The organism is Micromonospora sp. NPDC005707, from assembly GCF_040631005.1.
Classification (GTDB): Bacteria; Actinomycetota; Actinomycetes; order Mycobacteriales; family Micromonosporaceae; genus Micromonospora.
Genome location: NZ_JBEXYR010000006.1, coordinates 214,314 through 239,109 on the forward strand (window position 1 = coordinate 214,314; position 24,796 = coordinate 239,109).

Below are 24,796 nucleotides of genomic sequence, written 5' to 3' on the forward strand. Positions count from 1 at the left end.
AGATCTGGGGGAACCTGGGGGCGTGTTGGTGACGGTGGGGCACGGGGCCGCCGACCGGGAGCGGTTGGGGGAGTTGCTGGTCGGCGCCGGGGTGGCGCTCGTCGTGGACGTGCGGCGCTATCCGGCCAGCCGGACCAACCCGGACGTGCGGCGGGAGGAGCTCGAACGCTGGCTGCCGGAGCGGGGCGTCGACTACCGGTGGGAGCCCCGGCTCGGTGGCCGCCGGCACGTCCGCGCCCGGGACCCGGAGCCGGACACCTGGTGGACCGTCGCGGCGTTCCGCGCGTACGCCGCATACACCCGGACGCCCGAGTTCGACGCGGCGCTGGACGAGGTGCTCGCCGACGCGGAGCGCCGGACCACCGCCGTGATGTGCAGCGAGAGCGTCTGGTGGCGGTGCCACCGGCGGCTGATCGCCGACGTGGCGGTGCTCGGTCGCGGGGTGCCCGTCGCGCACCTCATGCCCGACGGCCGGCTCAGCCCCCACCGCCCCGCCGAGGGCGCCCGCCGCCTCCCCGACGGCCACCTGCTCTGGGACGGCTGACGCGCCGCCCCGGCCGCTGACACCGCCGCCGGCCGCAGGCCAGGCCGCCGACACCGCCGCCGGACTCAGCGACGCCGCCGCCGGATCAGTCGGCGAGTTCGTCGGCGAGCAGGTCCATGAGCAGGGCGTCGTGCCAGCGGCCGTCGGCGCCCCGCTCGTAGCGGCGCATGATGCCGACGGGCCGGAACCCCACCTTCGCGTACGCCCTGATCGCCGCGGTGTTCGCCGCCGCCGGGTCGATGGTGAACCGGTGGTGCCCGTACTCGTCGACGAGGTGCCGGACCAGCGTGCGGATGGCGTCCCCGCCGAGGCCGGCGCCGCGGGCCGCCGGGTCGAGGAAGATGTCGAGGCTGGCATGGCGGTAGTCGGGGTCGGTCTCCGCGTACCACTGGATGGCGCCGACCAGCCGGCCGTCGTGCTCGATCGCGTAGACGGTGAGGTCGCCGTCGTCCAGGTCGGCGCGGACCGCCTCGGCGAGGTCGTCCCCGCCCCGCCACCAGCGGCGCACCTCCGGGGTGGCCCGGATCGTCGCGAGGGCCGGCACGTCGGCGTCGGTCGCCGGCCGCAGCGTCACCGCCCGCCCCCGCAGCACGCCTCAGCCCCGGATCTCGCCGTGCTCGACGCAGACCGCCGACCAGCCGGTCGGCACGACCTGCACCTTCATCCGCCGCCGGCAGTGCGCGCACCAGCGCGGCGGCTCCAGCGCCCGGGCCGCCGTGCACGCCTCGTGCGGGCTCTCCGCCACGGACTCGCCGCAGCGGTCGCACCAGTGCGGCGTCGGGGCGGGCCGGCGCTGGTCGCCCGGTCGTCCCGCGCCGCCCGGGTGAACCGGGTCGGCAGCGGGACCGGCCGGCGGTGCGGGCTCGACAAGCTCGGTCACGTCGTCCTCACAGGGTGGCGGAGAGCGCCTTCACCGGCATCTTCAGGTCGTCCAGCAGCTGCAGGTCGGCGGTCGCTGGCCGGCCCAGCGTGGTGAGGTAGTTGCCGACGATCACCGCGTTGATGCCGCCGAGCAGGCCGTCGCGGGTGCCCAGGTCGCCGAGGGTCAGCTCCCGGCCGCCCGCGTAGCGGAGGATGGTGCGCGGCATGGCCAGCCGGAACGCGGCGATCGCGCGCAGCGCGTCCTTGCCCTCCACGACCGGGCGGTCGGCGAGCGGGGTGCCCGGGCGGGGGTTGAGGAAGTTCAGCGGCACCTCGTGCGGGTCCAGCTCGGCGAGCTGCGCGGCGAACTCGGCGCGCTGCTCCACCGTCTCGCCCAGGCCGAGGATGCCGCCGCAGCAGACCTCCATGCCGGACTCGCGGACCATCTTCAACGTCTCCCAGCGCTCCTCGAAGGAGTGTGTGGTGACCACGTTCGGGAAGTAGGAGCGGCAGGTCTCCAGGTTGTGGTTGTAGCGGTGCACACCCATCTCGACCAGCTCGTCGACCTGCTCCTGGGTGAGCATGCCGAGCGAGGCGGCGACCTGGATGTCGACCTCCGCCCGGATGGCGGCCACGCCCTCGCGCATCTGCTTCATGAGCCGCGCGTCCGGGCCGCGCACGGCGGCCACGATGCAGAACTCGGTCGCCCCGGTCGCCGCGGTCTGCTTCGCCGCCTCGACCAGCGCCGGGATGTCCAGCCAGACGGAGCGGACCGGCGAGGTGAACAGGCCGGACTGCGAGCAGAAGTGGCAGTCCTCCGGGCAGCCGCCGGTCTTCAGCGAGATGATGCCCTCGACCTCGACCTCCGGGCCGCACCAGCGCATCCGCACCTCGTGGGCGAGCTGGAGGGCGGCGGGCAGGTGCTCGTCGGGCAGGTTCAGCACGGCGAGGACACCGGCCTCGTCGAGGCCGACGCCGTTCTCCAGCACCTGGGTCCGGGCCTGGTCGAGGATCTCTGGCATGGCTCGTACCCTACAAGGCCGCTCCGAGCCCGGGAAACGGCCGCGTCGGCCCCCGCGAGCAGGCCCGGCGAGCCGGACAGCGCCACGCCGGGCCGCTCGGGCCGGGTGGTAACTTCGCCCCGCGGAAGCGCCCGGTGGGGCGACGGTAGGGGAAGGGACGTGACGGTGGCGGACTGGCTGGCGGCCCTCGACCGCCGCGCCGAGCTGCGGGCGAAGGCGGGCCTGACCCGCACGCTGCGCCCGCGCGCCGCCGGCGACGCCGTGATCGACCTGGCCGGCAACGACTACCTCGGCCTGGCCACCCACCCGGAGGTCACCGCCGCCGCCGGTCGGGCGCTGGCCGCGTACGGGCTGGGCGCCACCGGGTCGCGGCTGGTGCGCGGGTCGACGGACGCGCACCACGCCCTCGAGGACGACCTGGCCGGCTGGCTGGGCGTCGACCGGGCGCTGGTCTTCTCCTCCGGCTACCTGGCCAACCTTGCCGCCGTCCGGGGCCTGGTGCAGCCGCGTACGCTGCTCGTCTCCGACGCCCACAACCACGCCTCGCTGATCGACGGCTGCCGGATCTCCGGCGCCGAGACGGTCGTCACCCCGCACGCCGACGTCGACGCGGTGGCCGCCGCGCTGGCCGCGGCCCCGGGCCGCCCGGCGGTGGTGGTGACCGAGTCGGTGTTCTCCGTCGACGGCGATCTCGCCCCCCTCGCGGCGCTGCACGCCGTGGCCCGCCGGCACGGCGCGCTGCTGCTTGTCGACGACGCGCACGCGCTCGGCGTCACGGGCCCGGCCGGGGCCGGCGGGGTGGTCGCGGCGGGGCTGGCCGGCGAGCCCGACGTGGTGGTGACGGCCACCCTTTCCAAGGCGCTCGGCGGCGCCGGCGGGGTGGTGGCCGGGCCGGCGGAGTTCGTCCGGCACCTCGTGGAGACCGGCCGCACCTTCATCTTCGACACCGCGCCGCCGCCCGCCGTGGTGGCCGGGGTACGCGCCGCGCTGCGGCTGGCCCGGTCGGGCGACGGCCTGCGCGCCGAGCTGGCCGAGCGGGCCGCCCTCGTGGTGCGCCGGCTGGGTGGGGCGGGCCTGGAGGTGTCCGCCCCCGACGCGGCGGTGGTCTCGGTGACCGCCCCCGGTCCGGAGGCGGCGACCGCCTGGGCGGCCGACTGCCGGGACCGGGGCGTGGCGGTGGGCTGCTTCCGGCCGCCGTCCACCCCGGACACCCGCTCCCGACTCCGGCTCACGATCAGCGCGGGGGTCGACCGGGCCGACTTCGAACGGGCACTGGACGTGATCGTGGCGTGCGCACCGTGAGCGCGAGGAGTGAGCCGGGTTTGCGAGCCCCGCAGTCGCGAACGAAGGAGGGCTCATGAGCAACGGCAACGGCTGGACGGGGCCGGTGTTGGTGACCGGCACGGACACCGAGGTGGGCAAGACCGTGGTGACCGCGGCGATCGCCGCCGCCGCGCAGGCCGCCGGGCTGCGGGTCGCGGTGGTCAAGCCGGGCCAGACGGGTACGGCCACCGGTGAGCCCGGCGACGTCGACTCGGTGAACCGGCTGGCCGCCCCGCTCACCGGGCGGACCCTGGCCAGCTACCCGGACCCGCTCGCCCCGCTCGCCGCGGCCCGGGTCGCCGAGCTGGAGCCGCTGGAGCTCTACACCGCGGTCGACGCCATCCGCGAGGAGACCGACAAGCACGACCTGGTGCTCGTCGAGGGGGCCGGCGGGCTGCTCGTACCCATGGGGCTGCGGCCGTCGGGCGAGCCCTGGACGGTGGCCGACCTGGCGGTGTCGCTGGGCGCCCCGGCCGTGGTGGTGGCCCGCGCCGGGCTGGGCACGCTCAACCACACGGCGCTGACCCTGGAGGCGCTGGAACGCCGGGCCATCCCGGCCGGCGTGGTGATCGGCGCCTGGCCGGGCGAGCCGGAGCTGGTGCACTGGCTCAACCTCTCCGACCTGGTGCCGAACCTGCTGGGCGCGGTGCCGATGGGCGCCGGCGGGATGGACCCGGGCGTGTTCCGCCGGTCCGCGCCGGGCTGGCTCACCCCGGCCCTCTACGGGGTGCTCGACGACTGGCGTGCCTGGGCCGAGGAGATCAGCTGAGCCCTGACTTTCGTCAGTGCCCGGCCCGGCCGGCCGTGGGTAGCGTGGCCGGCGTGGAACCGCCCCGAACCCCGTCGCCCGCCCGGCGCCGGGCCGGTGACCTGCTGCTCTGGGCCGTGGTCGCCGCCCCGGTGGCGTACGCCGGGCTCACCCCGCCGTGGCCGCGCCACGCCGTGCCGCTGCTGGCCGGCTCGCTGGCGCTGCTCGGCCTCGCCGTGGCGTTCCGCCGCCGGTGGCCCCTCGCGGCGTTGCTGGCCGTGGTGTTCGGCTCGCTGGTCGACGGCAACTTCGTCTTCGGCATCCCGGTGTTCAGCTACCTGGCGGGCCGGCGCAGCGCCGGCGCCGGCCGGGTGGCGGCGGTCTTCGGCGCCATCGCGGTCGCCGGCACCGCGCTCAACCTCGGGCTGCTCGGCACCAACCCGGAGACCTGGTTCCTGCTCGCCTCGGTGCTGCTCTTCGCCGGGGTGTTCCCCTGGCTGCTCGGCCGGCTGCGCCGGCAGCAGCGGGCGCTCGTCGAGGCGGGGGAGCGGCACGCCGAGGCCGAGGAGCGGGAGCGGCGGGCCGCCGCGGAGCGGGTACGCCTGCGCGAGCGGGCCCGGATCGCCCAGGACATGCACGACTCGCTGGGGCATGACCTGAGCCTCATCGCGCTGCGCGCCGCCGCGCTGGAACTGGCCACCGACCTGCCGCCCGCCCACCGGAGCGCGGCCGGGGAGCTGCGGGCCAGCGTGTCCGCGGCGACCGAGCGGCTGCACGACATCATCGGCGTGCTCCGGGAGGAGCGCTCCGGGTCGCTGCGGCCGGCCGGCGAGTCGGTGGCCGAGCTGGTGGACGGCGCCCGCGACGCCGGCATGGCGGTCGAGCTGCGGGCCGACCCGGACGGCGCGGCCCTGCCGCCGCTCGTCGCGCACGCCGTGCACCGGGTGGTCCGCGAGGCGCTGACCAACGCCGCCCGCTACGCCCCCGGCGCCCCGGTGACCGTCACCGTCGACCGGGCGGGCGGGGAGGTGGCGGTGTCGGTCGTCAACGGGCGGGCGCCGGCCGGCCCGCTGCCGGGGCCGGCGTCGCACGGCTCGGGGCTGCTCGCCCTGCGCGAGCGGGTCCGCCTGAGCGGGGGCGTGCTCGACGCGGGCCCTCGCGACGGCGGTTTCGCGGTGACGGCACGCCTGCCGCTGCCGGCCGCCCCCGCCGGTGCCGAAGCCGATGGACCGGGCGGCCTCGCCGTGCCGACCTCGGCCGGCTCGGGCGCCGGTCGGTCCGGCGGCCTGCGGCTCGGTCGATCCCGCGACCTCGCCGTACCGAACTCGGCCGCCCTGGGCGCCGGCCGGTCCGGCGGCCTGCGGCTCGGTCGAACCCGCGACCTCCCCGGGCCGGCCGAGGTCGGCACGGGCGTCGGTCAGTGGGACGGCCTCGCCGGGCCGGCCGGTGGGCGCGAGGACGGCCTTCGGGAGGACGGCGGGCCGGGCCGGGCGCCGGAGGGCCGCCCCGGCGAGGCGGCGCGGCGGCTGCGGGAGGCCCGGCGGCGGGCCCGGCGCAGCCTGCTCGTGGCGTTCGGCGCCCCGGCCGGCCTCGCCCTCGTGCTCGCGCTGGTCTACTACCCGCTCGCCACGGCGGGCGCGGTCCTCGACCGGTCCGGCTACGAGCGGCTGCGCCTCGGCGAGGAGCGGGACGCCCTCGGGCTGCCCCGCCGGCAGGCCGACCCGCCGACCGGAGCCGCCCCGGCGGGCTGCGAGTTCTACACCGACGGCAACTTCCCCTTCGCGGAGCCGACCTGGCGGCTCTGCTTCGCCGACGGCCGGCTGGTCAGCAAGGAGCGGATCGCGCAGTGACCGAGGACCACGGGCGCCCCCTGCGGGTGGTGCTCGCCGACGACGAGGCGATGGTCCGCGCCGGCGTGCGGGCCATCCTGGCCGCCGACCCGGGCATCGAGGTGGTCGGCGAGGCGGGCGACGGCCACGCGGCCGTGGAGCTGGTCCGGGCGCACCGGCCCCGGGTGGCGCTGCTGGACATCCGGATGCCCCGCCAGGACGGGCTGGCCGCGGCGGCGGAGATCCGGCGGCTGGTGCCGGAGACCGCCACGGTCATGCTCACCACGTTCGGCGACGACGACCTGATCGCCCGGGCGCTCGGCCACGGGGCCAGCGGGTTCCTGCTCAAGTCCGGCGACCCCCGGGAGCTGCTGGCCGGCCTGCGGGCGGTGGCCGACGGCGGGGCGTACCTGTCGCCGCGGGTGGCGCGCCGGGTCATCGCGCTCAGCGGTGGCCGGCTGGCCCGCGGCCCGTACGCGCGGGACCGGCTGGCGGGGCTCACCGACCGGGAGCGGGAGGTGCTCGCCCTGGTCGGGGCGGGGCTGTCCAATGCCGAGATCGCCCGCCGGCTGCACCTCGTCGAGGGCACCGTGAAGAGCTACCTGACCAGCATCTTCACCCGGCTGGACGTGCGCAACCGGGTCCAGGCGGCGATCCTCGCGTACGAGGCGGGGCTGGTCCCGCCCACCGGCTGACCAGCCCCGCCCCGTTCAGGCGTCCCGGCGGCGCAGCGCCCAGCGGCCCAGCGCCAGCGCGGCGACGGCCCATCCGGCGAGCAGCAGCAGCCCGACGGCCGCCGGGTAGGGCTCGGTGTCCCCGGCGAGGAAGTGGTTGCCGGCCACCCCGGGGAACGCGTCGGCGATCCGGGTGAGCACGGTGATGCCCGGCTCCTGGAGCGACAGCGGCACGATCATCAGGAGCGCGAACAGCACGGTAAGGGTGAGCACCGCGCCGCGCAGCGCCGCCGCCAGCCCCAGCGCCAGCACGCCCAGCAGCGCGAGGTACGCGGCCGAGGCGACCACGTCGGCCAGGGTCCCGCCCAGCGGGGCCCGGCCCCACTCGCCGAGCACCGGCCGGGCGACCGCCGCGCCGACCGCGCCGATGAGCAGCCCGGTCAGGAACGTCACGGCGCCGACCACGACGGCCTTGGCCGCCAGCACCCGCCCCCGGGACGGGGTGCAGCGCAGCGTCGTCCGGATGGTGCCGGTGGCGTACTCGCTGGTGATCGCGAAGAGGCCGATCGCGAGCACCACGTACTGGGTGAGTTCCAGGGCGCCGGCGACCACCTCGCCGACCGGCAGGATGCCGGGGTTCACGGTCGGGTCGTCGTCGGTGTTGGCGTTCACCGCGTAGATGGCGAGCTGGCCGGCCGTGGCCGCCATGGTGAGCGTGGCGGCCAGCAGCGTCCACCAGGTCGAGCGGACCGACCAGAGCTTGGTCCACTCGGCGGCCACCGCGCCGGCGAACGGGCCGCTGGTCGGGGCGGGCCGGGACGCCGGCCGGGCCGGGGTGACGGTGGGCAGGGCGGTCATCGGGTCTCGCCTCCGGTCGGGCCGGCCGCGTACTCCACGCTGCCGGCGGTCAGTTCCAGGAACGCCTCCTCCAGTGAGGCGGCCACCGGGGTCAGCTCGTGCAGCCGCACCCCCAGCTCGTACGCGAGGTCACCGACCCGGCTGGCCGTGACGCCGGTGACGGCCAGCCCGCCCTCGTCCGGGCTGACGGCCGCCCCCTCGGCGGCCAGCCGCGCCCCCAGCGTGGCCAGGCCGGCCGGCTCGGGTCCGCGTACCCGGACGGAGCTGGCCGGGCGGGCGGCGATCAGGTCGGCGAGCGGCGCGTCGGCGACGAGCCGGCCCCGGCCGAGCACCACCACCCGGTCGGCGGTCTGCTGCATCTCGCTCATCAGGTGGCTGGAGATGAGCACGGTGCGTCCCTCGTCGGCGAGGCCGCGGGTGAACCGGCGGATCCACCGCACCCCGTCCGGGTCGAGCCCGTTCACCGGCTCGTCGAGCAGCAGCACCGGCGGGTCGCCGAGCAACGCCCCGGCGATGCCGAGCCGCTGGCCCATGCCCAGCGACAGCGCGCGTCCCGGCTTGGCGGCGGCCCGCGCGTCCAGCCCGACCAGGTCGAGCACCTCGTCCACCCGGCGGGCCGGGATGCCGTTGCTGCGGGCCATCGCCCGCAGGTGCGCCCGCCCGGAGCGGGCCGGGTGCACGCCGGTGGCGTCGAGCAGCGCGCCGACCTCGTGGAGCGGGTACCGCAGCTGCCGGTAGGGCCGGCCGTTCACCAGGGCCTGGCCGGCGGTGGGCCGGTCCAGCCCGAGCACCATCCGCATGGTGGTGGACTTGCCCGCGCCGTTCGGGCCGAGGAAGCCGGTCACCTGCCCCGGTCCGATGTCGACGGTGAGGTCGTCGACCGCGGTGGCCGCGCCGAACCGCTTCGTCAACGCACGAAGTGTGATCATGCGCCGACGGTAGGCAGCGGAGGGGGTGGCGCACCGCCACCGAACGGCACCCCCGCACCCTGACTTTCGTCAGGTCCGGCGGACCACGAACGCGTCGGGCATCCGGAACGTCAGGTTGTCCGGGCACCACGGCGGCCGGACCACCGTCACGCCGTCGAGCAGCGGCGCCGCCTCGGCCACCACCACGGCCGCCTCCATCCGGGCCAGCTGCGCCCCGACGCACCGGTGCGGGCCGGCGCCGAAGGCCAGGTGCCGCCGGGAGCCGCGCTGCCCCGGCCGGAACTCGCCGGGTGCGGCCACCACCGCCGGGTCCCGGCCGGCCCGGGCCAGCCAGGCGACGATGCTGGTGCCCGCCGGCACGGCGACCTCGCCCAGGGTGGTGTCCACGGCGGCCACCCGCCGCCAGGTGACGATCGGCGGTTCCAGCCGCAGCCCCTCCTCGACCACGTCGGCGACCGCGACCTCGCCCGCGCGCAGGCCGGCCCGCACCGCCGGTTCGCCGGCCAGCCGGTGCAGCAGCAGGGTGAGGAACTGCGACGTGGTCTCCTGGCCGGCGACCAGCAGGAAGAACAGCGCGCCGACCACCACGTCGGGGGAGTGCCCGGCGTCGCGCAGCCGGGCGGCCAGCCCGCCCCCGGTGGCGGCGAACGCGCGGAGCACGGTGTGGAACCGGCCCACCTCGGTGGCGAGGGCGAGCTGCCGCGCGGAGTCGAGCGGCGCCCAGAACAGCTCCAGGGCGGCCCGCGCGAAGTCCTTGACCGCGCCCACCGGGGCGTCCGGCAGCTCGACCAGCCGCGCCAGCACCAGCAGCGGCAGGTCGGCGGCGAGTTCCGCGTACAGGTCCACCGGCTCGCCCGCGGCGAGGGCGGCGGCGAGCCGGGTCACCCGCTCCCGCACCAGGGCGGTCAGCCAGGGTCGCTGGGCGGCCACCCGGTCCGGGTGCAGCGCGTCGGCGACGATCGCGCGGATCTCCGGGTGGCTGGCCGCCGCGTTGTTCGCGAGCGTCGGGGGCAGCCGGAACCGGTGCCCGGCGAGCACCCGCAGCGCGGCCACCGGGATCGGGGTCACCGCGTCGAGGGCGTTGTCCGGCCGGAACGTCGCCGGGTCGGTGAGCAGCCGCCGGACCAGCGCGTGCCGGGTCACCACGAGGTGCGGCACGCCGACGTGGTCGACCACGGTGGCCGCGTCGGGCCACGGTCCGTCGACGGACTCCCCCCAGCCCCGGAACAGCACGGCGTCACGCTAGCGGGCGGCTCCCGGCGGAGCCGGGTCCAGCTCCCACACGGTGGTGTGCTTCACCCGTACGCTCTCCAGCGCCTCCGGCACCGGCACCTCGTACGCGGCCAGCTCGTGGAAGCGCTCGCGGGGGAGGAAGGCCCGGCCGGGGTCGCCGACCAGCACCCGCGCCCCGGACCGGGCGGCCCGGAGCAGGAAGCGCAGCACCCGGCGGGCCATGGCCTCGCTGTAGAAGACGTCCCCGGCGAGCACCACCTCGGCGTCCCCGGCGTCGCCGTCCAGGATGTCGCCGAGCTCGGCGTCGACGCGTACCCCGTTGGCGTCGGCGTTGAGCGCGACGGCCGCGACGGCCCGTTCGTCCACCTCGACGGCGCGGACGGCGGCCGCGCCGCACCGGGCGGCGGCGATGGCGACCAGGCCGGAGCCGGAGGCGAGGTCGAGCACCCGGCGGCCGGCGACCAGCTCGGGGTGGTCGGTGACGTAGCGGGCGAGGGCCTGACCGCCGGCCCAGGCGAACGCCCAGAACGGCGGCGGTTGGGCGCTGTGGAACTCGCCCTCGGTCAGCTCCCAGAGGCCGATCGGCTCGTCGGCCTGGTGCAGCCGCACCTCGGGGACGAAGGCGACCGGGGTGAGCCGGGCGTGCAGCCGGACGAAGGCCGCGGACAGGTCGGACACCGGGTGATTCTGTCGTACCGCCGGAGACGCCCGGCGGGGGATCCCGGGCGTGTCGCGGCGCGGGCGTGACCGGTTCACCACGTTCGGTGAGAAGGGGCCCCGGTGTTGGCGGTCCGTGCGAACACGCCCGTCTACCGGGGGCCGGTCCGCGCTCATAGCGTTTCCGGTTGGACGCGGCCGACGGGAGGAGACGGTGGTGAGCGGGTGGCGGTACGCGCTGCGGATCGGGGTCGTGCTGACGTGCCTGGCGGGGGCCGGGCTCGGCGCGGCCGTGCCGGCCGGGGCGGCGGCCGCCTTTTCCACCGAGCTGAGCGGCCTGCCGGACGAGTTCACCGCCGGCGACCGGGTGGAGACCCTCTCCGCCGTGGTCTCCCGCACCGACGGGGGCGGCTGCGTCAAGGTGCGCTGGTCGATGCTGCTGCGGGTGCAGGGCCTGCGGTTGGACCAGGTCAAGGTGGACCGGGTGGAGGACAGCGGCTCCTTCCCGTTGGAGATCCGCACCGAGGGGGACACGGCCCGGCTGACCGACCGTGACCTGGACCCGGGCGTGCTCTGCCCGGGCCGCACCGTCACGGCCCGCTACCGGGTGGCCTTCGCCGGGGACGTGGCCCGGGGGCGGGTGAGCTTCGCCGCCGAGGCGTACGACCCGGGGTTGCGCCTGCTGGCCCGGCGGACCGCCGACCGCCGGGTGGTGGGGGAGGAGGCGACGGCGACGGCCACGCCCACCGAGGCGACGCCGGAGCCCACGGAGCGCAGCGCCGAGCCGACCGAGCCGGCCACCGACGAGCCGGTGCTGGACGAACCGTCGAGCGAGGCGGCGGTGGTCGAGCCCCCGCCGCCCGGCGCGGCGGGCCGGCCGGTGTCCACCTCGGGCGGTTTCGGCGTGGTCCAGGTCGCCTTCCTCCTCGGCGGGCTGCTGGTCTTCCTCGGCGCGGGGCTGTTGCTGCGGATGCGGCGCCTGCTGCGCCCGGCCCGCGGGGCCCCGGAGTTCGAGCGGCCTGCCCGCGGGGGCTGGTGAGCGCGCTTTACAAAAACCTGCCTCTTGTAAAACACCGTGACCGCTGCCACAGTCTGGGCAGGAGTTCACGGATCGGAGGCTGACGATGGGCACCGACACCGTCCCGTGGCGGGACACCCGCAAGCCGCTCTGGCCGCTCGCCCTGCTCGTCCCCGCGCTGCCCTTCCTCGCCTGGTCGCTCTGGCACGCGACCGGCACCGGCTGGGCCTGGTGGCTCACCCCGGCGGTCGTCTTCGGCGTCATCCCCGTGGTCGACCTGCTCATCGGTGACGACCGGCAGAACCCGCCGGAGGAGCTGGTGCCGGCGCTCCAGGCCGACGGCTACTACCGCTGGCTCACCTACCTCTACCTGCCGGCCCAGTACGCCGCCCTCGTGCTCTGCTGCGCCGTGTGGACGCACGGCGGGCTCTCCTGGCCGGCCGCCGCCGGCCTGGTCGCCACCATCGGGGTGGTCGACGGCATCGCCATCAACACGGCCCACGAGCTGGGCCACAAGCGGGAGGCGGTGGAACGCTGGCTGTCCCGGATCGCCCTCGCGCCGACCGGGTACGGGCACTTCCACGTCGAGCACAACCGGGGGCACCACACCCGGGTGGCCACCCCCGAGGACCCGGCCAGCTCCCGGCTGGGCGAGACGTTCTGGGCGTTCTGGCCGCGTACGGTCTGGGGCAGCCTCCGCTCGGCCTGGCGGCTGGAGAGCAGCCGCCTGCGCCTCCGGGGCCGCACCCCGTGGACCTGGCGCAACGAGGTGCTCACCGCCTGGGCCATGACCGTGCTGCTCTACGCCGTGCTGGCCGTCGCCTTCGGCCCTCAGGTACTGGTCTTCCTCGTGCTCCAGGCGGTGGTCGGCTTCTCCCTGCTGGAGGTGGTCAACTACCTGGAGCACTACGGGCTGGCCCGGCAGCGCACCGCCGGGGGCCGCTACGAGAAGGTCGACCCGCGGCACAGCTGGAACAGCGACCGGACGGTCACCAACGTCTTCCTCTTCCAGCTCCAGCGGCACAGTGACCACCACGCCAACCCGCTGCGCCGCTACCAGACGCTGCGCAGCTTCGACGCCTCCCCGCAGTTGCCCGCCGGCTACGCCACCATGGTGGTCGCCGCGCTGCTGCCGCCGGTCTGGCGGCGGGCGATGGACCACCGGGTGCTCGCGCACTACGGCGGTGACCTGGAGCTGGCCAACGTCCACCCGCCGGCCCGGGAGCGGCTGCGCAGGCGCGCGCGGGGCGCGGCCCCCGGCCCGCTCAGTCCAGCTGGGCCGGTTCCAGACCCAGCTCGCGGGCCGCGACGAGCCGGACCCACTCGGCGATCTGCCGGCGGGTGATGACCCGCTCGTGCACCGCGAGCTGCACGGCGAGGCCGTCCATCACGGCGCTGATCCGCCACGCCGCGCCGGCCGGGTCGGGGCAGTCGAAGGTGCCGTCGGCCACCCCGTCGGCGATCACCGCGGCCAGGTCCCGCCGCCACCGCAGGTCCAGCCGGCGGGAGAGCTTCTCCAGCTCCGGGGTGCGCAGCGACTCGGCCCACCCGTCGATCCACATGGACCAGGAGGTCGACCGGCCGGTCGGGGCGTAGAGGCGGAGCATCCGGCGCAGCTTGGCCAGCGGCGGGGCGGTGGAGCGGACCACCGTGTCGAGCCGGTTCAGATCCTGCTCGACGGCGTAGGCGAACGCCTGCGCGAGCAGCCGGTCCTTGGTCGCGAAGTGGTAGAAGACCAGGGCCTGACTGACCCCGGCGGCCTCGGCCACGTCGGCCGTGCGGGTGTTGGCGAGTCCCCGTTCCGCGATCACCTCACAGGCCGTGCGCAGCAGCGCGTCCAGGCGGATCTCGGCGGCACGTCTCGTCACGCCGTTACCGTAGCCCATCCGAGTGACCACGAGGAGTTACCGAAGCGGCCGGTCGGGCGCACGACAGTCGGATCCCGGACAGTGCGGTTCGGGGCGACAATCCGCAGGTCCTCGCCCTGTCCAGCCCTTGATCGCCTCCCACCCAGGCTCCTAGGAAGCTTCAGGCGCCGGGAACCCCGTCACCCGGACGCGCCCGGAAACGGGAGCCGATTTGGCAACCGTTCCCGGGCTCGGCTAAAGTTCTCATCCGTCACCGGATAACACCGGGGACACGCGGACGTAGCGCAGCTGGTAGCGCATCACCTTGCCAAGGTGAGGGTCGCGGGTTCGAATCCCGTCGTCCGCTCGGAGCTGCCGCCACGCATGTCGGGGGCAACCTCGGTGGAGTGGCCGAGAGGCGAGGCAACGGCCTGCAAAGCCGTGTACACGGGTTCAAATCCCGTCTCCACCTCGGCAGTTGACGAGGGCGATTGGCGCAGTGGGAGCGCGCTTCCTTGACACGGAAGAGGTCACTGGTTCAAACCCAGTATCGCCCACCAGCACAGAGGCCGTGTCGATCATTCGACACGGCCTCTCGCTATGCCCGCCCGCTCACGCTGACGCGCCCAGCAGCGCCTCGGCCACGACCGTCCGGCTGCTCAACAGCGACCGCCCCTGCCGGTGCGTCACCACCAGGCCGGCCGCCCGCAGCGCGGTGAGGTGCTGCGACACCCCGGCGGGGGACAGTCCGGTGCGCCGGGCCAGCTCAGTGGTCGACCGCGGCGCGTCCAGCGCGGCGAGCAGCCGCGCCCGGCCCCGGCCGAGCACCGCGCCCAGCGCGTCCGGGGCGTCGGCCGGGCACTCCCACAGCCCGCCGATCCCCCGGGCCGGATAGGCCAGCTGCGGGACGTCGCCGGCCGCGATGCTGAGCACCGACGGCCAGACGAACACCGAGGGCACCAGCACGAGCCCGCGACCGTCGGGCACGTCCGGGGCGGCGCAGTGGCGCTGGCTGATCAGCAGGGCGTCGCCCTCCCAGCGGACCCGCTCGTGCAGGTCGTTGAGGAGCCCCGCCGCACCGTCCTCGGCCAGCCGGCGGGCCCGGTGGAACACCTCGGCGTCCAGCACCGCCCGGATCCGGGGCCAGTCGCGGGCCACCGCCACCCGCCAGTACGCCGCGATCTCGTCGGCGAGCCGCCGCAGCCCGGCCTCCGGGTCGGCGTACAGCGCGGCCACCGCCGCCGGCCGCGGTCCGGGACAGAGGTCGAGCTGGGCGCGGACCGTGTCGGGCGGGGTGGCGCGGAGCACGGCCAGCTCCTGGTCCAGATCCGGCGTCAGCCCGGCCGGCGGCGGGGTGAGGAAGTCGGGCAGGTAGCCCGGCGCGGGCGGCACCAGGTGCCCGAGCAGGCCGTCGAGCAACCCCGCCTCGGCCAGCCGCGGCCGGACCCGGTTGGCCCAGGGCAGGTGGAGCGCGTGCCGGCCCGGATCGCGGAGCACCCGGACGCCGGCCATCACCTCCCAGAGGCAGGAGAGCGCGAACCGGACCCGCGCCACGCCGCCCGCCGACAGCCCGATCGCGACCACGCCGCCCCCCGTCGTTTCAGCCAGGACTGAAACATTACGGCGGCCGACGCGGCCACCGGAGACTGGGCGGGTGAATGAACAGCACACCCGAGCCCTGCACCTCCGATCCCTGCACGTCCCCGGCGAGCCGCTGGTCCTGGTCAACGCCTGGGACGCGGCGAGCGCCCGGATCGTCGCCGCGACCGGCGCCCGCGCCGTGGCCACCACGAGCGCGGGCGTCGCGTGGAGCCGCGGCGTACCGGACGGCGACGCGCTCGGCCGCGAGACCGCCGTCGACGTCGTCCGCCGCGTCGCCGCCGCGGTGCCGCTGCCGGTCACCGCCGACATCGAGTCCGGGTACGGCGACACGGCCGACGAGGTCGCCGAGACCGTGGCCGCCGTGCTGGCCGCCGGTGCCGTCGGGGTGAACGTCGAGGACGCCCGACACGACGGCGGAGCGCCGCTGCGCCCGGTGGAGGAGCAGTCCGCCCGGCTGGCCGCCGTCCGGTCCGCCGCCGACCGGGCCGGAATCCCGCTGTACGTCAACGCGCGCGTCGACACCTTTCTGCGCGGCGCCGGCGGGATCGAGGAGACCGTGGCGCGGGCCGGGGCGTACCTGGCCGCCGGAGCCGACGGGATCTTCGTGCCCGGGGTGGTCGACCCGGAGACCGTGGCCGCCCTGGTCGCCGCGATCCCGGCGCCGCTGAACGTGCTGGCCGGGCCGGGCGCCCCACCGGTCGCGGCGCTGGCGAAGCTCGGGGTGGCCCGGGTCAGCCTCGGCTCCGCGGTCGCCGAGGCCGCGTACGCGGTGGCCCGGCGCGCCGCCGAGGAGGCGCTCACGGCCGGGACGTACGGCGCGCTGGCCGACGCGCTCGACTACGGGACGCTGAACGAGCTGATGCGCTGACCGGGTACGCGAACGGGGGCGCACCGCGGCGCCCCCGTCACACCCGGTCGGGGACCGATCAGCTCCGTCGGCCCCGGCGAGCTCACGTCACAGCGGCGGGGCGACGTCCCGGCGCTCCTCGACCCGGCGGTACTCGACCGGCTCGGCGGTGGTGACGACCTCGCGACGGCGGCGGCCCCAGACCAGGGTCGTCATGATCAGACCGAGGACGCCGGCCGCCATCAGGATCCAGCCGACGACGTCCAGGTCGACCCCGCCGACGCTGGCGTTCAACGCGAAGGTGAGGATCGCGCCGACCGCGATCAGGAAGATGCTCGTTCCGATACCCACGACAGCCTCCTTCGGGGGTTGTTGTGCTGTCGCAGCAGTCAGTACCCCCACGACGAGCAGCGCAATCACCCGGCTGTGACGGCGGTCACCCGACCGTCGCCGGGGCGCGCCGGGGCCCTGCCACGCGGCGATCTTGCCATCGGGTACAGTTGCAGCCGTCGCCGACGCGAGCCGGCGACAACGCGGACGTAGCGCAGCTGGTAGCGCATCACCTTGCCAAGGTGAGGGTCGCGGGTTCGAATCCCGTCGTCCGCTCGCGATCCGCCCCCTCGCGGGCCGACCGCCGCCGCCGATCCGGCGGATGCCCGGGCGATTGGCGCAGTGGGAGCGCGCTTCCTTGACACGGAAGAGGTCACTGGTTCAAACCCAGTATCGCCCACCAGCTCTCTGAACGGCACGAAGGCTCGTCACCACGCGGTGGCGGGCCTTTTCCCTTGCGTACCCGGATGTGACGCGGACGGGTGGGCGAGGCAGACGGATCGGACGGGCCGATCGCCGCCTCGCCGCGCCGGGCCGCCGGGTCGCCCGGCGCGGGCGGACCGCCGGGTCGCCGGCCACTGGCCACATCGGTCGCCCGGTCGCACGGAGGACCTGGTACGGATCCGCCCAACGGATTATGGAGCCGCTGGCCCGCAGCGTGACAGGGTGATGGCCCGTGGAGCTGGGAGGCGATCGTATGCGGTCAGTCAGGCAGGGACGGTGGCGGCGCACAGCCGCCCGGCTGGGCGTGGCCGCCCTGTTCGTGGCCACGGGGGTGGCGCTGGGCGCCGCGCCCGCGCAGGCGACCGCCACCCGGACCGTCGCGTTCTGGAGCATGGACGAGCCGGCCGGGTCGACCGTGCTCAAGGACAGCAGCGGCAACGGCCGCAACGGCGCCATCGGCGCGGAGGTCGTCACCAGCGCCCTCTACGCCGGCGCGACCGGGCACCGGTTCGCCACCCACCTGCCCACCGACCAGGAGTACGTCCCGGGCCACGTGAACCTGGTGCCGCACAGCACCGACTTCAACCCGGACGCCGGGGACTTCTCGTTCACCATCCGCTACCGGACCACGTACTCCTTCGGGAACATCCTCCAGAAGGGACAGGGCGCGACCGCCGGCGGCTACTGGAAGTTCGAGGCGCCGGGCGGCAAGCCGAAGTGCCTGTTCCGCGGCGGCGACGGTGCCTCCCGCACCGGCTACACCGACGTGCCCATCAACGACGGCCAGTGGCACACCGTCACCTGCAACCGCACCTCCGCCTACGTCGAGATGTACGTCGACGGGGTGCGGATGAGCCGGCTGACCGGGCCGACCGGCACCATCGCGAACAACTGGCAGCTCTCCATCGGCGGCAAGAGCCAGTGCGACGGTGTGAAGGTCACCTGCGACTACTTCGCCGGTGACATCGACTACGTGAAGATCCTGAAGGGCTCGGGCGGTACGGCCAACCAGCCGCCGGTGGCGCAGCTCGTGCCGTCCTGCTCCGGGCTGGTCTGCACCTTCTCCGGCGCCGGCTCCACCGACGCGGACGGCGCGATCCAGAACCACCGCTGGGCCTTCGGCGACGGGTCCACGAGCGACACCGTCTCCGTGCCGACCACCTCGCACACGTACGCGACGGCCGGCACCTACCCGGTCACCCTCACGGTCACCGACGACCGGGGCGCCACCGGCACGGCGACCGTCGACGTCACCGTCGCACCGGTGCCCGAGCGGATCTCCTTCGTCGGCCAGGCCACCGCGAACGCCAACTGGACCAGCCACACGGTGACCGTGCCGCCGACCGTGCAGCCGGGCGACACCCTGCTGCTCCTGCTGAGCCAGAACACCCACACCGGCGCCGGCGAGCCCACCGGGGTCACCGGCTGGACCCGCCTCGACCGGCTCGACGGCGGCTTCGCCACCACCACCGCCTGGTGGAAGGTCGCGGGCGCCGGTGACGCCGGAACGGCGGTACGCGTCGCCCTCGACAGCCAGGCCAAGGGCAACCTGGTGATGGCCGCGTACCGGGGCGTGGCGCCCAGCGCGCCGGTCTTCGCCCGGGCCACCGACCCGGCAAGCACCGCCACCCGGATCACCCCGTACGCCCCGGTGATCGCCGACCAGAGCTGGGCCGTCTCGTACTGGCTGCACGGTGACGGGGCGTCCACGGCGCTCACCCCGCCGGCCGGCGTCCAGGTGCGCAGCAACAGCTCCCAGACCGGCGGCGGACGGGTGACCGCCCTCCTCGCCGACTCCGGCAGCAGCGTGCCGGCCGGCACCTACGGCGGCCTGGCCGCGGTCGGCGCGGCGGCCAGCACGACCACCACGACCTGGACCTTCATCCTGCCTCCGGCCTGATCCGGATACGCCGCTGGCCGGCACCCCGCTCGGGGGTGCCGGCCAGCGTTCGTTCGGCTGTCAGCTGTTCCAGTTGTGCGCGACGATGTCGGTGGCCTGCTGCTCCCACTGGGCGTACGCGTCCGGGTAGGCCGAGACCTGCACGGTCTGCGCGGCGTCGGTCAGCGGCATCTTGTCCCAGCCGTCGACCTGCTTGAGGCCCTTGAGGAAGGACAGGGTGGAGTACCCGGGGTCGGTGATCTGCTCCGGCGTGCCCCAACCACTGGACGGGCGCTGCTGGAACAGGCCCAGCGAGTCGTGATCGTTGGCGTCACCGAGGTGGCCCAGGTTCTCCAGCTTCGACTCCTGCAGGCTCGTGGCGATCGAGATGACCGCGGCCCGCTCCGGCAGGCCGGCCTTCTTCGTGGCGGCGATGATCGCCTTGGCGTTGGCCGTCTGCTCACCGTTGAGGTCAATCTTGGACTGGGTGCCCTGCACGCTCACCGCTGCCGGCGTGGTGCCCTGCACGGGGGCGGCGTCGGCGTGGGCGGCGACCGGACCGGCGAAGATCCCACCGGTGAAGGCCAGACCAGCAATACCCAGCACGCTCTTACGGAAGATCGTGTTCATGGGGGTAGCTCCATTCGGGGGTTGGCGCACACCCGGGCCGACGGGGGTCGGCAAGGGGTGGTGTGCGCAAGCACCGTCAGGCGCTCAAGGGGAAAGTCTTAGGGGATCATCCAGCGGACGGGGCGAAGCCTCTTCGTCGCGCCGGGACCATGTACAACGACCGCCGGGCCACCGTCATTCCCGGCCGGGCAGTCCCGCCTCGGCGGGCTGTCACGCGGGCCGGTCACCCCGTCGGGCGGGGCGTGGTCCTCGGTCGTTCACCCGGATACAACGACCCCCACCCGCCCGCCATTCCGCCGCCGGGATGCCGCCGGTCACCCCGCGAAACGGACACCCCACCCAGACGCGGACGGTCGGTGGAACGTCATGGAGGTATCCCGGCACCGGAGACATGCATGAGGTTCCACTCAGCGGCCGAGGCCCGCCTCGGGTGGTGCCAAACGGGCCGAAGATCCGGTCGACGGCCGACCCAAGTGGGGCAGGAACCAGACATTTCGTGACAGCCAGTCGCGATCTTGGCGTGTTTCCGTTCGCGGCGAACGGTAAGTCGCCGCCCGCGTCGGGGACGCTCGGTGGAACGTCATGGAGGTATCCCGGCCCGGTACACACCCATAGCGCTCCACCCGACGCGCCAGGGCGCGGCAGGAATCGGACATCTCCGCGGTGACCAGCTGCGATCTTGGCGAGTTTCCGTTCGCTGCGAACGGTAAGTCGCCAAGATCCGCGCGGGTTGCGCGGGAGGCTGCCCGAGCGCGGCGAGGCGATCGGACGTGACGACACCAGGTGCCCGGGATGGTGGTGACCACGCATGCGGGACACTGCTGCCTCGGCGAGGTGGAGTGGATCAAGGCGAGGGCTTCTGCCGTTGGCAGATCCGCTCACCGTGAACATCGTTCACGGGAGCGGCGGCGGCGGGCAGGGTGGGACGCATGAGAGTGCTGATGCTGGGCGGTACGGGATTCGTCGGCGGGGCCGTCGTCACCGAGGCGGTGCGTCGCGGCTGGTCGGTGACGGTGTTCAACCGGGGGTTGCATGGCAGCGCGCCCGAGGGCGTACACCGGTTGCGGGGTGACCGCAGCGCGCCGGACGGGCTGGCGGCGCTCGCCGGCGGCGAGTGGGACGTGGTGGTGGACACGTGGGACGGCGCGCCCCGGGCGGTCCGGGACGCGGCGCGCGCCCTGACCGGCGCCGTGCCGCACTACGTCTACGTCTCCAGCGGCTCGGTCTACGCGCCGCCCGTCGGGCTGGGCACTGACGAGGACGCGCCGGTCGTCGCGGCCGGGGCCGACGCGGGCGACGGGGACTACCCGGACAACAAGGCGGGCGGTGAGCGGGCCGCGGTGGAGGTGTTCGGTGACCGGGCGCTGCTCGTGCGGGCCGGGCTGATCCTCGGGCCGGGCGAGGACATCGGGCGGCTGCCGTGGTGGCTGCACCGCGTCGCCCGGGGTGGGGAGGTGTTGGCGCCCGGCCCACGCGACCTGCCCGTGCAGTACGTCGACGCGCGGGACCTGGCCATCTGGTTGCTGGACCGGGGGAGCGAGGGCGTCGGCGGGGCGTACAACGTGGTCAGTCGGACCGGGCACACGACGATGGGCGAGCTGCTCGACGCGGCCGTGGCGGTGACCGGCGCGGACGCGACGTTGCGCTGGACGGAGCCGGACGCGCTCCTGGCGGCGGGCGTCGAGCCCTGGAACGACCTGCCGATTTGGGTTCCGCTCGGGCACGAGTACCGGTGGTTGCAGGAGCGGGACGTCGAGCGGGCGCACGCGGCGGGCCTGGCCTGCCGGCCGGCGGCCGAGACGATCGCGGACACCTGGCGCTGGCTACGCGAGGTCGGGCAGGTGCCGGCGCGGGCGGGACGCCCGGCACGGGCGCCGGTCGGCCTGGCCCCGGAGCGCGAGGCGGCCCTCCTGGCCGCCTTACCAGCCTGACCACGGCCCGGCCACCGGCGCGACGACCGGCCCGACGACCGGCGTGACCACCGGCCCGACGTCGGCCGTCAGTGCACGACCGGCAGGTCGAGCACTTCGTCGACCGGGCGGCGCGGGGTGGTGCGGCCGGGCTGGCCGAACCCGATCCGCATCACCATCTGTGGGGTGCCGAACCGGCCCAGGGACAGCCGCAGGGCCTCCCGCGCCCCGGGCACCTCGATCGGCTGGGAGAGCATCGACACGGCCAGCCCGGCGTCGGTGGCGGTGAGCAGCACCCGTTGCAGGGCCTGCCCGGCGACGATCTGGTCGGTGGCCGTGTTGCCGGTCGAGCCGAGCACGGCGACCAGCGGTTCCGGTTCGAAGTCGCGGCCGGGGGCGCGGTCGCGGCCGCCGAAGCCGCGCTGCGGCAGCAGGTCCTGCGGTTCGCTCTGCGGCCCGCCGGCGCCGGTCGGCACCCCGTCGGGGGACGGCTCGGAGCGGATCCACCGGGTGCGTTCGGTGACGTACGCGGGGTCGCGCTCCAGCACCCGGTGTGCGCTGCGGGCGATCTCGGCGAAGGCGTTGACCGCGGTGGTGCCGATGACCAGTTCCAGCCAGCACTGCTCGGCGCGGGCGGCCTCGCCGAGGCGCCAGCGCGCGTCCGCGGGGACCGGGTCGGGCCAGAAGGGCGCCCGGTTGCTGAACCGGCGGGAGATGGCGCCGTGCAGGCTCTGCTCGGCCGGGGTGGGGCGGCGCGGCACGTCGGGGACGAGCCGCGCCACCACGTCCGGGTCACCCGGGTACGGGCGGAGCCGGACCGTGGCCGGGGTGCCCGCCACGGCGAGCGCCAGCCGCAGGTTGAACAGGGCCGCCCCGCAGGCGATCCGGGCGCCCCACCCGCTCGGGTCGGTGGCCGGCAGCCGGCGCAGCGGGTCGACGGCGAGTTCGATTCCGCCGTCGACGAGGCGGAACCGCCACGGCTGGGTGTTGTGCAGCGACGGCGCGCGCACCGCCTCCGCGGCTGCGGTCCGCAGCTGTTCGGCCGTGTAGCCCGTGGTCATGGCGTTGCTCCCTCCGTGCGGGCCGCCCTGCCGGCCGCTCCATCCCCACGGTCCGTCAGCGGGCGGGGCCGCGAGCAGGGCCGGAGGTCCCCACCTGGGCGGGTCCGTCTGCCCGCCGCGACGCGTGACGGTCGGGACCTTCGGCCCGGTGCGGGACCGCCGGGTGGAGGGTAGAAAGGACGGATGATCCGGGTGTTCCTGCTCGACGACCACGAGGTCGTCCGTCGTGGCCTGGCCGACCTGCTCCAGAGCAGCGGCGACATCGAGGTGGTCGGCGAGTCCGGCTCCGCCCAGGAGGCGGCCCGTCGCATCCCGGCGCTCCGCCCCGACGTGGCGATCCTGGACGCCCGGCTGCCCGACGGCAACGGCATCGACGTCTGCCGGGACATCCGCGCCGTGGACTCGTCGATCAAGGGGCTGATCCTCACCTCGTACGAGGACGACGAGGCGCTCTTCGCGGCGATCATGGCGGGTGCCGCCGGCTACGTGCTCAAGCAGATCCGCGGCACCGACCTGGTGGACGCGGTCCGGCGGGTGGCGGCCGGGCAGTCCCTGCTCGACCCGGCGATCACCACCCGGGTGCTGGAGCGGATCCGCAGCGGCGTGGAGCAGCCGCGCGAGCTGAAGTCCCTCACCGAGCAGGAGCGGCGGATCCTGGAATACGTGGCCGAGGGGCTCACCAACCGGGAGATCGCCGGCAAGATGTTCCTCGCCGAGAAGACGGTGAAGAACTACGTCTCCAGCGTGCTGGCCAAGCTCGGCCTGGAGCGGCGTACGCAGGCCGCCGTGCTGGCCACCCGGCTGCTCGGCAAGGGCCACTGAGCCCGGGCGTCCCGCCCGGTCAGTCGCGCAGCGGCACGCTCCAGCGCAGCTCGGTGCCGTGCGGCGCCACCCGGCTGAGCTGGAAGTCCCCGCCCAGCCGCTCGGCCCGCTCGCGCAGGTTCACCAGGCCGCTGCGGGCCGCCTCCGGGTCGCAGCCCACCCCGTCGTCGGTGACCGTGACGCTCACCCAGCCGGCGTCGACCCGCACCCGCACGGACACCCGGTCGGCGTGCGCGTGGCGTACCGCGTTGGAGAGCGCCTCGCGGAGCACGGCGGTGAGTTCGGGGCGGAGCTGGTCCGGCACGGCGCTGTCGATGGGGCCGACCAGGTCCAGCTCCGGTCGGTAGCCCAGCGACTCGGCGGCCGCCTCGATCGCCTCGCGGATCTCGGTGCGCAGCGCCGCGCTCATCGGGGTGCGCAGCTCGAAGATGGTGCGGCGGATGTCGCGGATGGTGGCGTCCAGGTCGTCGACCGCCTGGTTGATCCGCTTGGCGGCCTCGGGGCGGGCGTTCATGGCTCCGCTCTGCAACTGCAGGCCGGTGGCGAACAGCCGCTGGATCACCACGTCGTGCAGGTCGCGGGCGATCCGCTCGCGGTCCTCCAGGACCACCAGCAGCTCCCGTTCCTCCTGGCCCCGGGCCCGCTCCATGGCCAGCGCGGCCTGGCCGGCGAAGCTGCCGAGCAGGGCCACGTCGTCCTCGGCGGCGGGGCTGCGGTCGGGCCGGTGCGCGACGACCAGCACGCCGTGCAGGGTGTCCGCCGCGGCGAGGGGCGAGACCACCGCCGGCCCGGCGACGACCGGGTGCGACCAGGGGGCCGCCTCGGCGAGGTTCTCCAGCAGCTCGTGGCGGCGTTCGGTGACCGAGCCGACGAACGTGGTCTCGTCGGCCGGAAGCACGGCGCCGACCAGCTTCCGCGCGGCCTCGTCGTCGGCGCCGTCGACCACCTCGACGGTGAACTGGCGCTCGTCCTCGTCGTAGAGCAGCACGAGGGCCAGCTCGGCCCCGGCGACCTCGCGGGCGCGCCGGGCGACGAGGGTCAGCGCGTCGGTGCGGCGCACCTCGCCGAGCAGCACCGAGGTGATCTCGGCGGTCGCGGCCAGCCAGCGTTCCCGCCGGTGCGCCAGGGCGTAGAGGCGGGCGTTCTCGATCGCCACGCCGGCCGCTGCGGCGAGCGCGACCACGATCTCCTCGTCGTCCTCGGTGAACTCGGCGGCGCCCTGCTTCTCGGACAGGTAGAGGTTGCCGAAGACGTGGTCGCGGATCCGCACCGGGACGCCGAGGAAGCTGTGCATCGGCGGGTGGTTCGGCGGGAAGCCGTAGGACTGCGGGTGCTGGGTGATGTCCGGCATGCGCAGCGGGCGGGGGTCGTCGATGAGCAGGCCGAGCACGCCCCGCCCGTGCGGCAGCTCACCGATCTTGGCGTGCAGCTCGTCGCTGATCCCGTGGACGATGAAGTCGTGCAGCAGCCGGTCGGCGCCGATCACGCCGAGCGCGCCGTAGCGGGCGCCGACCAGCTCGCAGGCCGACTCCACGATCCGCTGGAGGGTGCTGCGCAGGTCGAGGTCGGAGCCGATGCCGACGACCGCGTCGAGCAGGGCGCGGAGCCGCTCCCGGTTGGTGACCACCTCGCCGACCCGGTCCAGCATCTCCTGGAGCAGCTCGTCGAGCCGCACCCGGGACAGCGGGGTCAGCCCCAGCGAGGGGGTGACGTTCTCGTTGCGTGGAT

Annotated in this window: 24 protein-coding genes and 5 tRNA genes; 16 read left to right on the plus strand and 13 right to left on the minus strand. The window is 75.3% G+C overall.

Annotation, left to right across the window (positions count from 1 at the left end):
* Positions 1-22: 22 nt before the first annotated feature.
* Positions 23-544, plus strand: a complete 522-nt coding sequence (locus ABZ452_RS13900) for a DUF488 domain-containing protein (RefSeq protein WP_357942374.1) — start codon at positions 23-25, stop codon at positions 542-544.
* Positions 545-629: 85 nt separating this feature from the next.
* On the opposite strand, the gene ABZ452_RS13905 is transcribed toward ABZ452_RS13900, so the two are convergent.
* Genes ABZ452_RS13905 through bioB form a run of 3 tightly spaced genes read right to left on the minus strand, consistent with a single transcriptional unit; the run spans position 630 to position 2,427 of the window.
* Positions 630-1,136 (minus strand): GNAT family protein, encoded by a 507-nt coding sequence (locus tag ABZ452_RS13905; protein WP_357942376.1) that lies wholly within the window; start codon positions 1,134-1,136, stop codon positions 630-632.
* Positions 1,137-1,139: 3 nt separating this feature from the next.
* Positions 1,140-1,424 (minus strand): hypothetical protein, encoded by a 285-nt coding sequence (locus ABZ452_RS13910; RefSeq protein ID WP_357942848.1) that lies wholly within the window; start codon positions 1,422-1,424, stop codon positions 1,140-1,142.
* A gap of 7 nt (positions 1,425-1,431) precedes the next feature.
* Entirely contained in the window at positions 1,432-2,427 is a 996-nt protein-coding gene (gene bioB, locus ABZ452_RS13915) for a biotin synthase BioB (protein ID WP_357942378.1), read from the minus strand.
* A 165-nt stretch (positions 2,428-2,592) separates the two neighbouring features.
* On the opposite strand from bioB, the gene ABZ452_RS13920 reads away from it, so the two are divergent.
* Genes ABZ452_RS13920 through ABZ452_RS13935 form a run of 4 tightly spaced genes read left to right on the plus strand, consistent with a single transcriptional unit; the run spans position 2,593 to position 7,022 of the window.
* A complete protein-coding gene (locus tag ABZ452_RS13920) occupies positions 2,593-3,729 on the plus strand; it encodes an 8-amino-7-oxononanoate synthase (protein WP_357942380.1) in 1,137 nt (378 codons plus the stop codon).
* A gap of 55 nt (positions 3,730-3,784) precedes the next feature.
* Positions 3,785-4,519, plus strand: a complete 735-nt coding sequence (gene bioD / locus ABZ452_RS13925) for a dethiobiotin synthase (RefSeq protein ID WP_357942383.1) — start codon at positions 3,785-3,787, stop codon at positions 4,517-4,519.
* Between the two features lie 53 nt (positions 4,520-4,572).
* A complete protein-coding gene (locus ABZ452_RS13930; protein ID WP_357942385.1) occupies positions 4,573-6,348 on the plus strand; it encodes a histidine kinase in 1,776 nt (591 codons plus the stop codon).
* Positions 6,345-7,022, plus strand: coding sequence for a response regulator transcription factor (locus ABZ452_RS13935; protein ID WP_357942387.1), 678 nt, complete (start codon positions 6,345-6,347; stop codon positions 7,020-7,022). Before ABZ452_RS13930 ends, ABZ452_RS13935 begins: the two co-directional genes overlap by 4 nt.
* A 15-nt stretch (positions 7,023-7,037) precedes the next feature.
* Here ABZ452_RS13935 and ABZ452_RS13940 read toward each other — a convergent pair whose 3' ends face one another.
* The 4 genes from ABZ452_RS13940 to ABZ452_RS13955 all read right to left on the minus strand — a co-directional run bounded on the left by ABZ452_RS13940 (position 7,038) and on the right by ABZ452_RS13955 (position 10,699).
* Entirely contained in the window at positions 7,038-7,859 is an 822-nt protein-coding gene (locus ABZ452_RS13940) for an ABC transporter permease (RefSeq protein WP_357942389.1), read from the minus strand.
* The gene (locus ABZ452_RS13945) at positions 7,856-8,788 is read right to left on the minus strand and encodes an ATP-binding cassette domain-containing protein (protein ID WP_357942391.1); all 933 of its coding nucleotides are present in this window, start codon (positions 8,786-8,788) and stop codon (positions 7,856-7,858) included. Before ABZ452_RS13945 ends, ABZ452_RS13940 begins: the two co-directional genes overlap by 4 nt.
* 69 nt (positions 8,789-8,857) lie before the next feature.
* Complete coding sequence (locus ABZ452_RS13950) at positions 8,858-9,964, minus strand: cytochrome P450 (RefSeq protein WP_357942819.1); 1,107 nt, start codon at positions 9,962-9,964, stop codon at positions 8,858-8,860.
* 66 nt (positions 9,965-10,030) lie between these two features.
* Positions 10,031-10,699: a 50S ribosomal protein L11 methyltransferase gene (locus tag ABZ452_RS13955; RefSeq protein WP_357942393.1), complete on the minus strand. Its 669-nt coding sequence runs from the start codon at positions 10,697-10,699 to the stop codon at positions 10,031-10,033.
* Positions 10,700-10,895: 196 nt separating this feature from the next.
* On the opposite strand from ABZ452_RS13955, the gene ABZ452_RS13960 reads away from it, so the two are divergent.
* Positions 10,896-11,717 carry a hypothetical protein gene (locus ABZ452_RS13960; protein ID WP_357942395.1) on the plus strand — a complete coding sequence of 274 codons (822 nt, stop codon included), beginning with the start codon at positions 10,896-10,898 and terminating at the stop codon, positions 11,715-11,717.
* 85 nt (positions 11,718-11,802) lie between these two features.
* The gene (locus ABZ452_RS13965; RefSeq protein ID WP_357942397.1) at positions 11,803-13,041 is read left to right on the plus strand and encodes an alkane 1-monooxygenase; all 1,239 of its coding nucleotides are present in this window, start codon (positions 11,803-11,805) and stop codon (positions 13,039-13,041) included.
* On the opposite strand, the gene ABZ452_RS13970 is transcribed toward ABZ452_RS13965, so the two are convergent.
* Positions 12,962-13,564 (minus strand): TetR/AcrR family transcriptional regulator, encoded by a 603-nt coding sequence (locus ABZ452_RS13970; RefSeq protein WP_357942399.1) that lies wholly within the window; start codon positions 13,562-13,564, stop codon positions 12,962-12,964. The genes ABZ452_RS13965 and ABZ452_RS13970 overlap by 80 nt on opposite strands.
* Positions 13,565-13,837: 273 nt before the next feature.
* Here ABZ452_RS13970 and ABZ452_RS13975 point away from each other — a divergent pair.
* From ABZ452_RS13975 to ABZ452_RS13985, 3 genes are all read left to right on the plus strand, one after another.
* Positions 13,838-13,910, plus strand: a tRNA-Gly gene (locus ABZ452_RS13975).
* Between the two features lie 34 nt (positions 13,911-13,944).
* A tRNA-Cys gene (locus tag ABZ452_RS13980) sits at positions 13,945-14,015 on the plus strand.
* A gap of 13 nt (positions 14,016-14,028) precedes the next feature.
* Positions 14,029-14,103 (plus strand) — tRNA-Val (locus ABZ452_RS13985).
* Positions 14,104-14,155: 52 nt separating this feature from the next.
* Here ABZ452_RS13985 and ABZ452_RS13990 read toward each other — a convergent pair.
* Entirely contained in the window at positions 14,156-15,127 is a 972-nt protein-coding gene (locus ABZ452_RS13990) for a DUF5937 family protein (protein ID WP_357942401.1), read from the minus strand.
* A gap of 70 nt (positions 15,128-15,197) precedes the next feature.
* On the opposite strand from ABZ452_RS13990, the gene ABZ452_RS13995 reads away from it, so the two are divergent.
* Positions 15,198-16,013: an isocitrate lyase/phosphoenolpyruvate mutase family protein gene (locus ABZ452_RS13995; RefSeq protein WP_357942403.1), complete on the plus strand. Its 816-nt coding sequence runs from the start codon at positions 15,198-15,200 to the stop codon at positions 16,011-16,013.
* An 87-nt stretch (positions 16,014-16,100) separates the two neighbouring features.
* On the opposite strand, the gene ABZ452_RS14000 is transcribed toward ABZ452_RS13995, so the two are convergent.
* Positions 16,101-16,343, minus strand: a complete 243-nt coding sequence (locus ABZ452_RS14000) for a DUF6458 family protein (protein WP_357942405.1) — start codon at positions 16,341-16,343, stop codon at positions 16,101-16,103.
* 182 nt (positions 16,344-16,525) lie between these two features.
* Between ABZ452_RS14000 and ABZ452_RS14005 the strand changes: the two genes are divergently transcribed.
* The 3 genes from ABZ452_RS14005 to ABZ452_RS14015 all read left to right on the plus strand — a co-directional run bounded on the left by ABZ452_RS14005 (position 16,526) and on the right by ABZ452_RS14015 (position 18,666).
* A tRNA-Gly gene (locus ABZ452_RS14005) sits at positions 16,526-16,598 on the plus strand.
* Positions 16,599-16,650: 52 nt separating this feature from the next.
* Positions 16,651-16,725: transfer RNA gene (locus tag ABZ452_RS14010), tRNA-Val, on the plus strand.
* Between the two features lie 294 nt (positions 16,726-17,019).
* Positions 17,020-18,666: a PKD domain-containing protein gene (locus ABZ452_RS14015; RefSeq protein WP_357942407.1), complete on the plus strand. Its 1,647-nt coding sequence runs from the start codon at positions 17,020-17,022 to the stop codon at positions 18,664-18,666.
* A gap of 60 nt (positions 18,667-18,726) precedes the next feature.
* Here the strand turns inward: ABZ452_RS14015 and ABZ452_RS14020 are convergent, their stop codons facing one another.
* Positions 18,727-19,275: a hypothetical protein gene (locus ABZ452_RS14020; RefSeq protein WP_357942409.1), complete on the minus strand. Its 549-nt coding sequence runs from the start codon at positions 19,273-19,275 to the stop codon at positions 18,727-18,729.
* A 929-nt stretch (positions 19,276-20,204) separates the two neighbouring features.
* On the opposite strand from ABZ452_RS14020, the gene ABZ452_RS14025 reads away from it, so the two are divergent.
* Positions 20,205-21,206: an NAD-dependent epimerase/dehydratase family protein gene (locus ABZ452_RS14025; protein ID WP_357942411.1), complete on the plus strand. Its 1,002-nt coding sequence runs from the start codon at positions 20,205-20,207 to the stop codon at positions 21,204-21,206.
* 68 nt (positions 21,207-21,274) lie between these two features.
* Here the strand turns inward: ABZ452_RS14025 and ABZ452_RS14030 are convergent, their stop codons facing one another.
* Positions 21,275-22,246 carry a nitroreductase gene (locus ABZ452_RS14030; RefSeq protein WP_357942413.1) on the minus strand — a complete coding sequence of 324 codons (972 nt, stop codon included), beginning with the start codon at positions 22,244-22,246 and terminating at the stop codon, positions 21,275-21,277.
* Positions 22,247-22,429: 183 nt separating this feature from the next.
* On the opposite strand from ABZ452_RS14030, the gene ABZ452_RS14035 reads away from it, so the two are divergent.
* Positions 22,430-23,068 (plus strand): response regulator transcription factor, encoded by a 639-nt coding sequence (locus tag ABZ452_RS14035; protein WP_357942415.1) that lies wholly within the window; start codon positions 22,430-22,432, stop codon positions 23,066-23,068.
* A 19-nt stretch (positions 23,069-23,087) separates the two neighbouring features.
* On the opposite strand, the gene ABZ452_RS14040 is transcribed toward ABZ452_RS14035, so the two are convergent.
* Positions 23,088-24,761, minus strand: coding sequence for a GAF domain-containing sensor histidine kinase (locus ABZ452_RS14040; RefSeq protein ID WP_357942821.1), 1,674 nt, complete (start codon positions 24,759-24,761; stop codon positions 23,088-23,090).
* Positions 24,762-24,796: the final 35 nt, after the last annotated feature.

Coding starts and splice junctions, on each gene's coding strand:
- bioB (WP_357942378.1), bottom strand. CDS start 2,427: ATGCCAGAGATCCTCGACCAGGCCCGGACCCAGGTGCTGGAGAACGGC.
- bioD (WP_357942383.1), top strand. CDS start 3,785: ATGAGCAACGGCAACGGCTGGACGGGGCCGGTGTTGGTGACCGGCACG.
- ABZ452_RS13940 (WP_357942389.1), bottom strand. CDS start 7,859: ATGACCGCCCTGCCCACCGTCACCCCGGCCCGGCCGGCGTCCCGGCCC.
- ABZ452_RS13945 (WP_357942391.1), bottom strand. CDS start 8,788: ATGATCACACTTCGTGCGTTGACGAAGCGGTTCGGCGCGGCCACCGCG.
- ABZ452_RS13965 (WP_357942397.1), top strand. CDS start 11,803: ATGGGCACCGACACCGTCCCGTGGCGGGACACCCGCAAGCCGCTCTGG.
- ABZ452_RS14015 (WP_357942407.1), top strand. CDS start 17,020: ATGCGGTCAGTCAGGCAGGGACGGTGGCGGCGCACAGCCGCCCGGCTG.
- ABZ452_RS14020 (WP_357942409.1), bottom strand. CDS start 19,275: ATGAACACGATCTTCCGTAAGAGCGTGCTGGGTATTGCTGGTCTGGCC.
- ABZ452_RS14025 (WP_357942411.1), top strand. CDS start 20,205: ATGAGAGTGCTGATGCTGGGCGGTACGGGATTCGTCGGCGGGGCCGTC.
- ABZ452_RS14030 (WP_357942413.1), bottom strand. CDS start 22,246: ATGACCACGGGCTACACGGCCGAACAGCTGCGGACCGCAGCCGCGGAG.
- ABZ452_RS14035 (WP_357942415.1), top strand. CDS start 22,430: ATGATCCGGGTGTTCCTGCTCGACGACCACGAGGTCGTCCGTCGTGGC.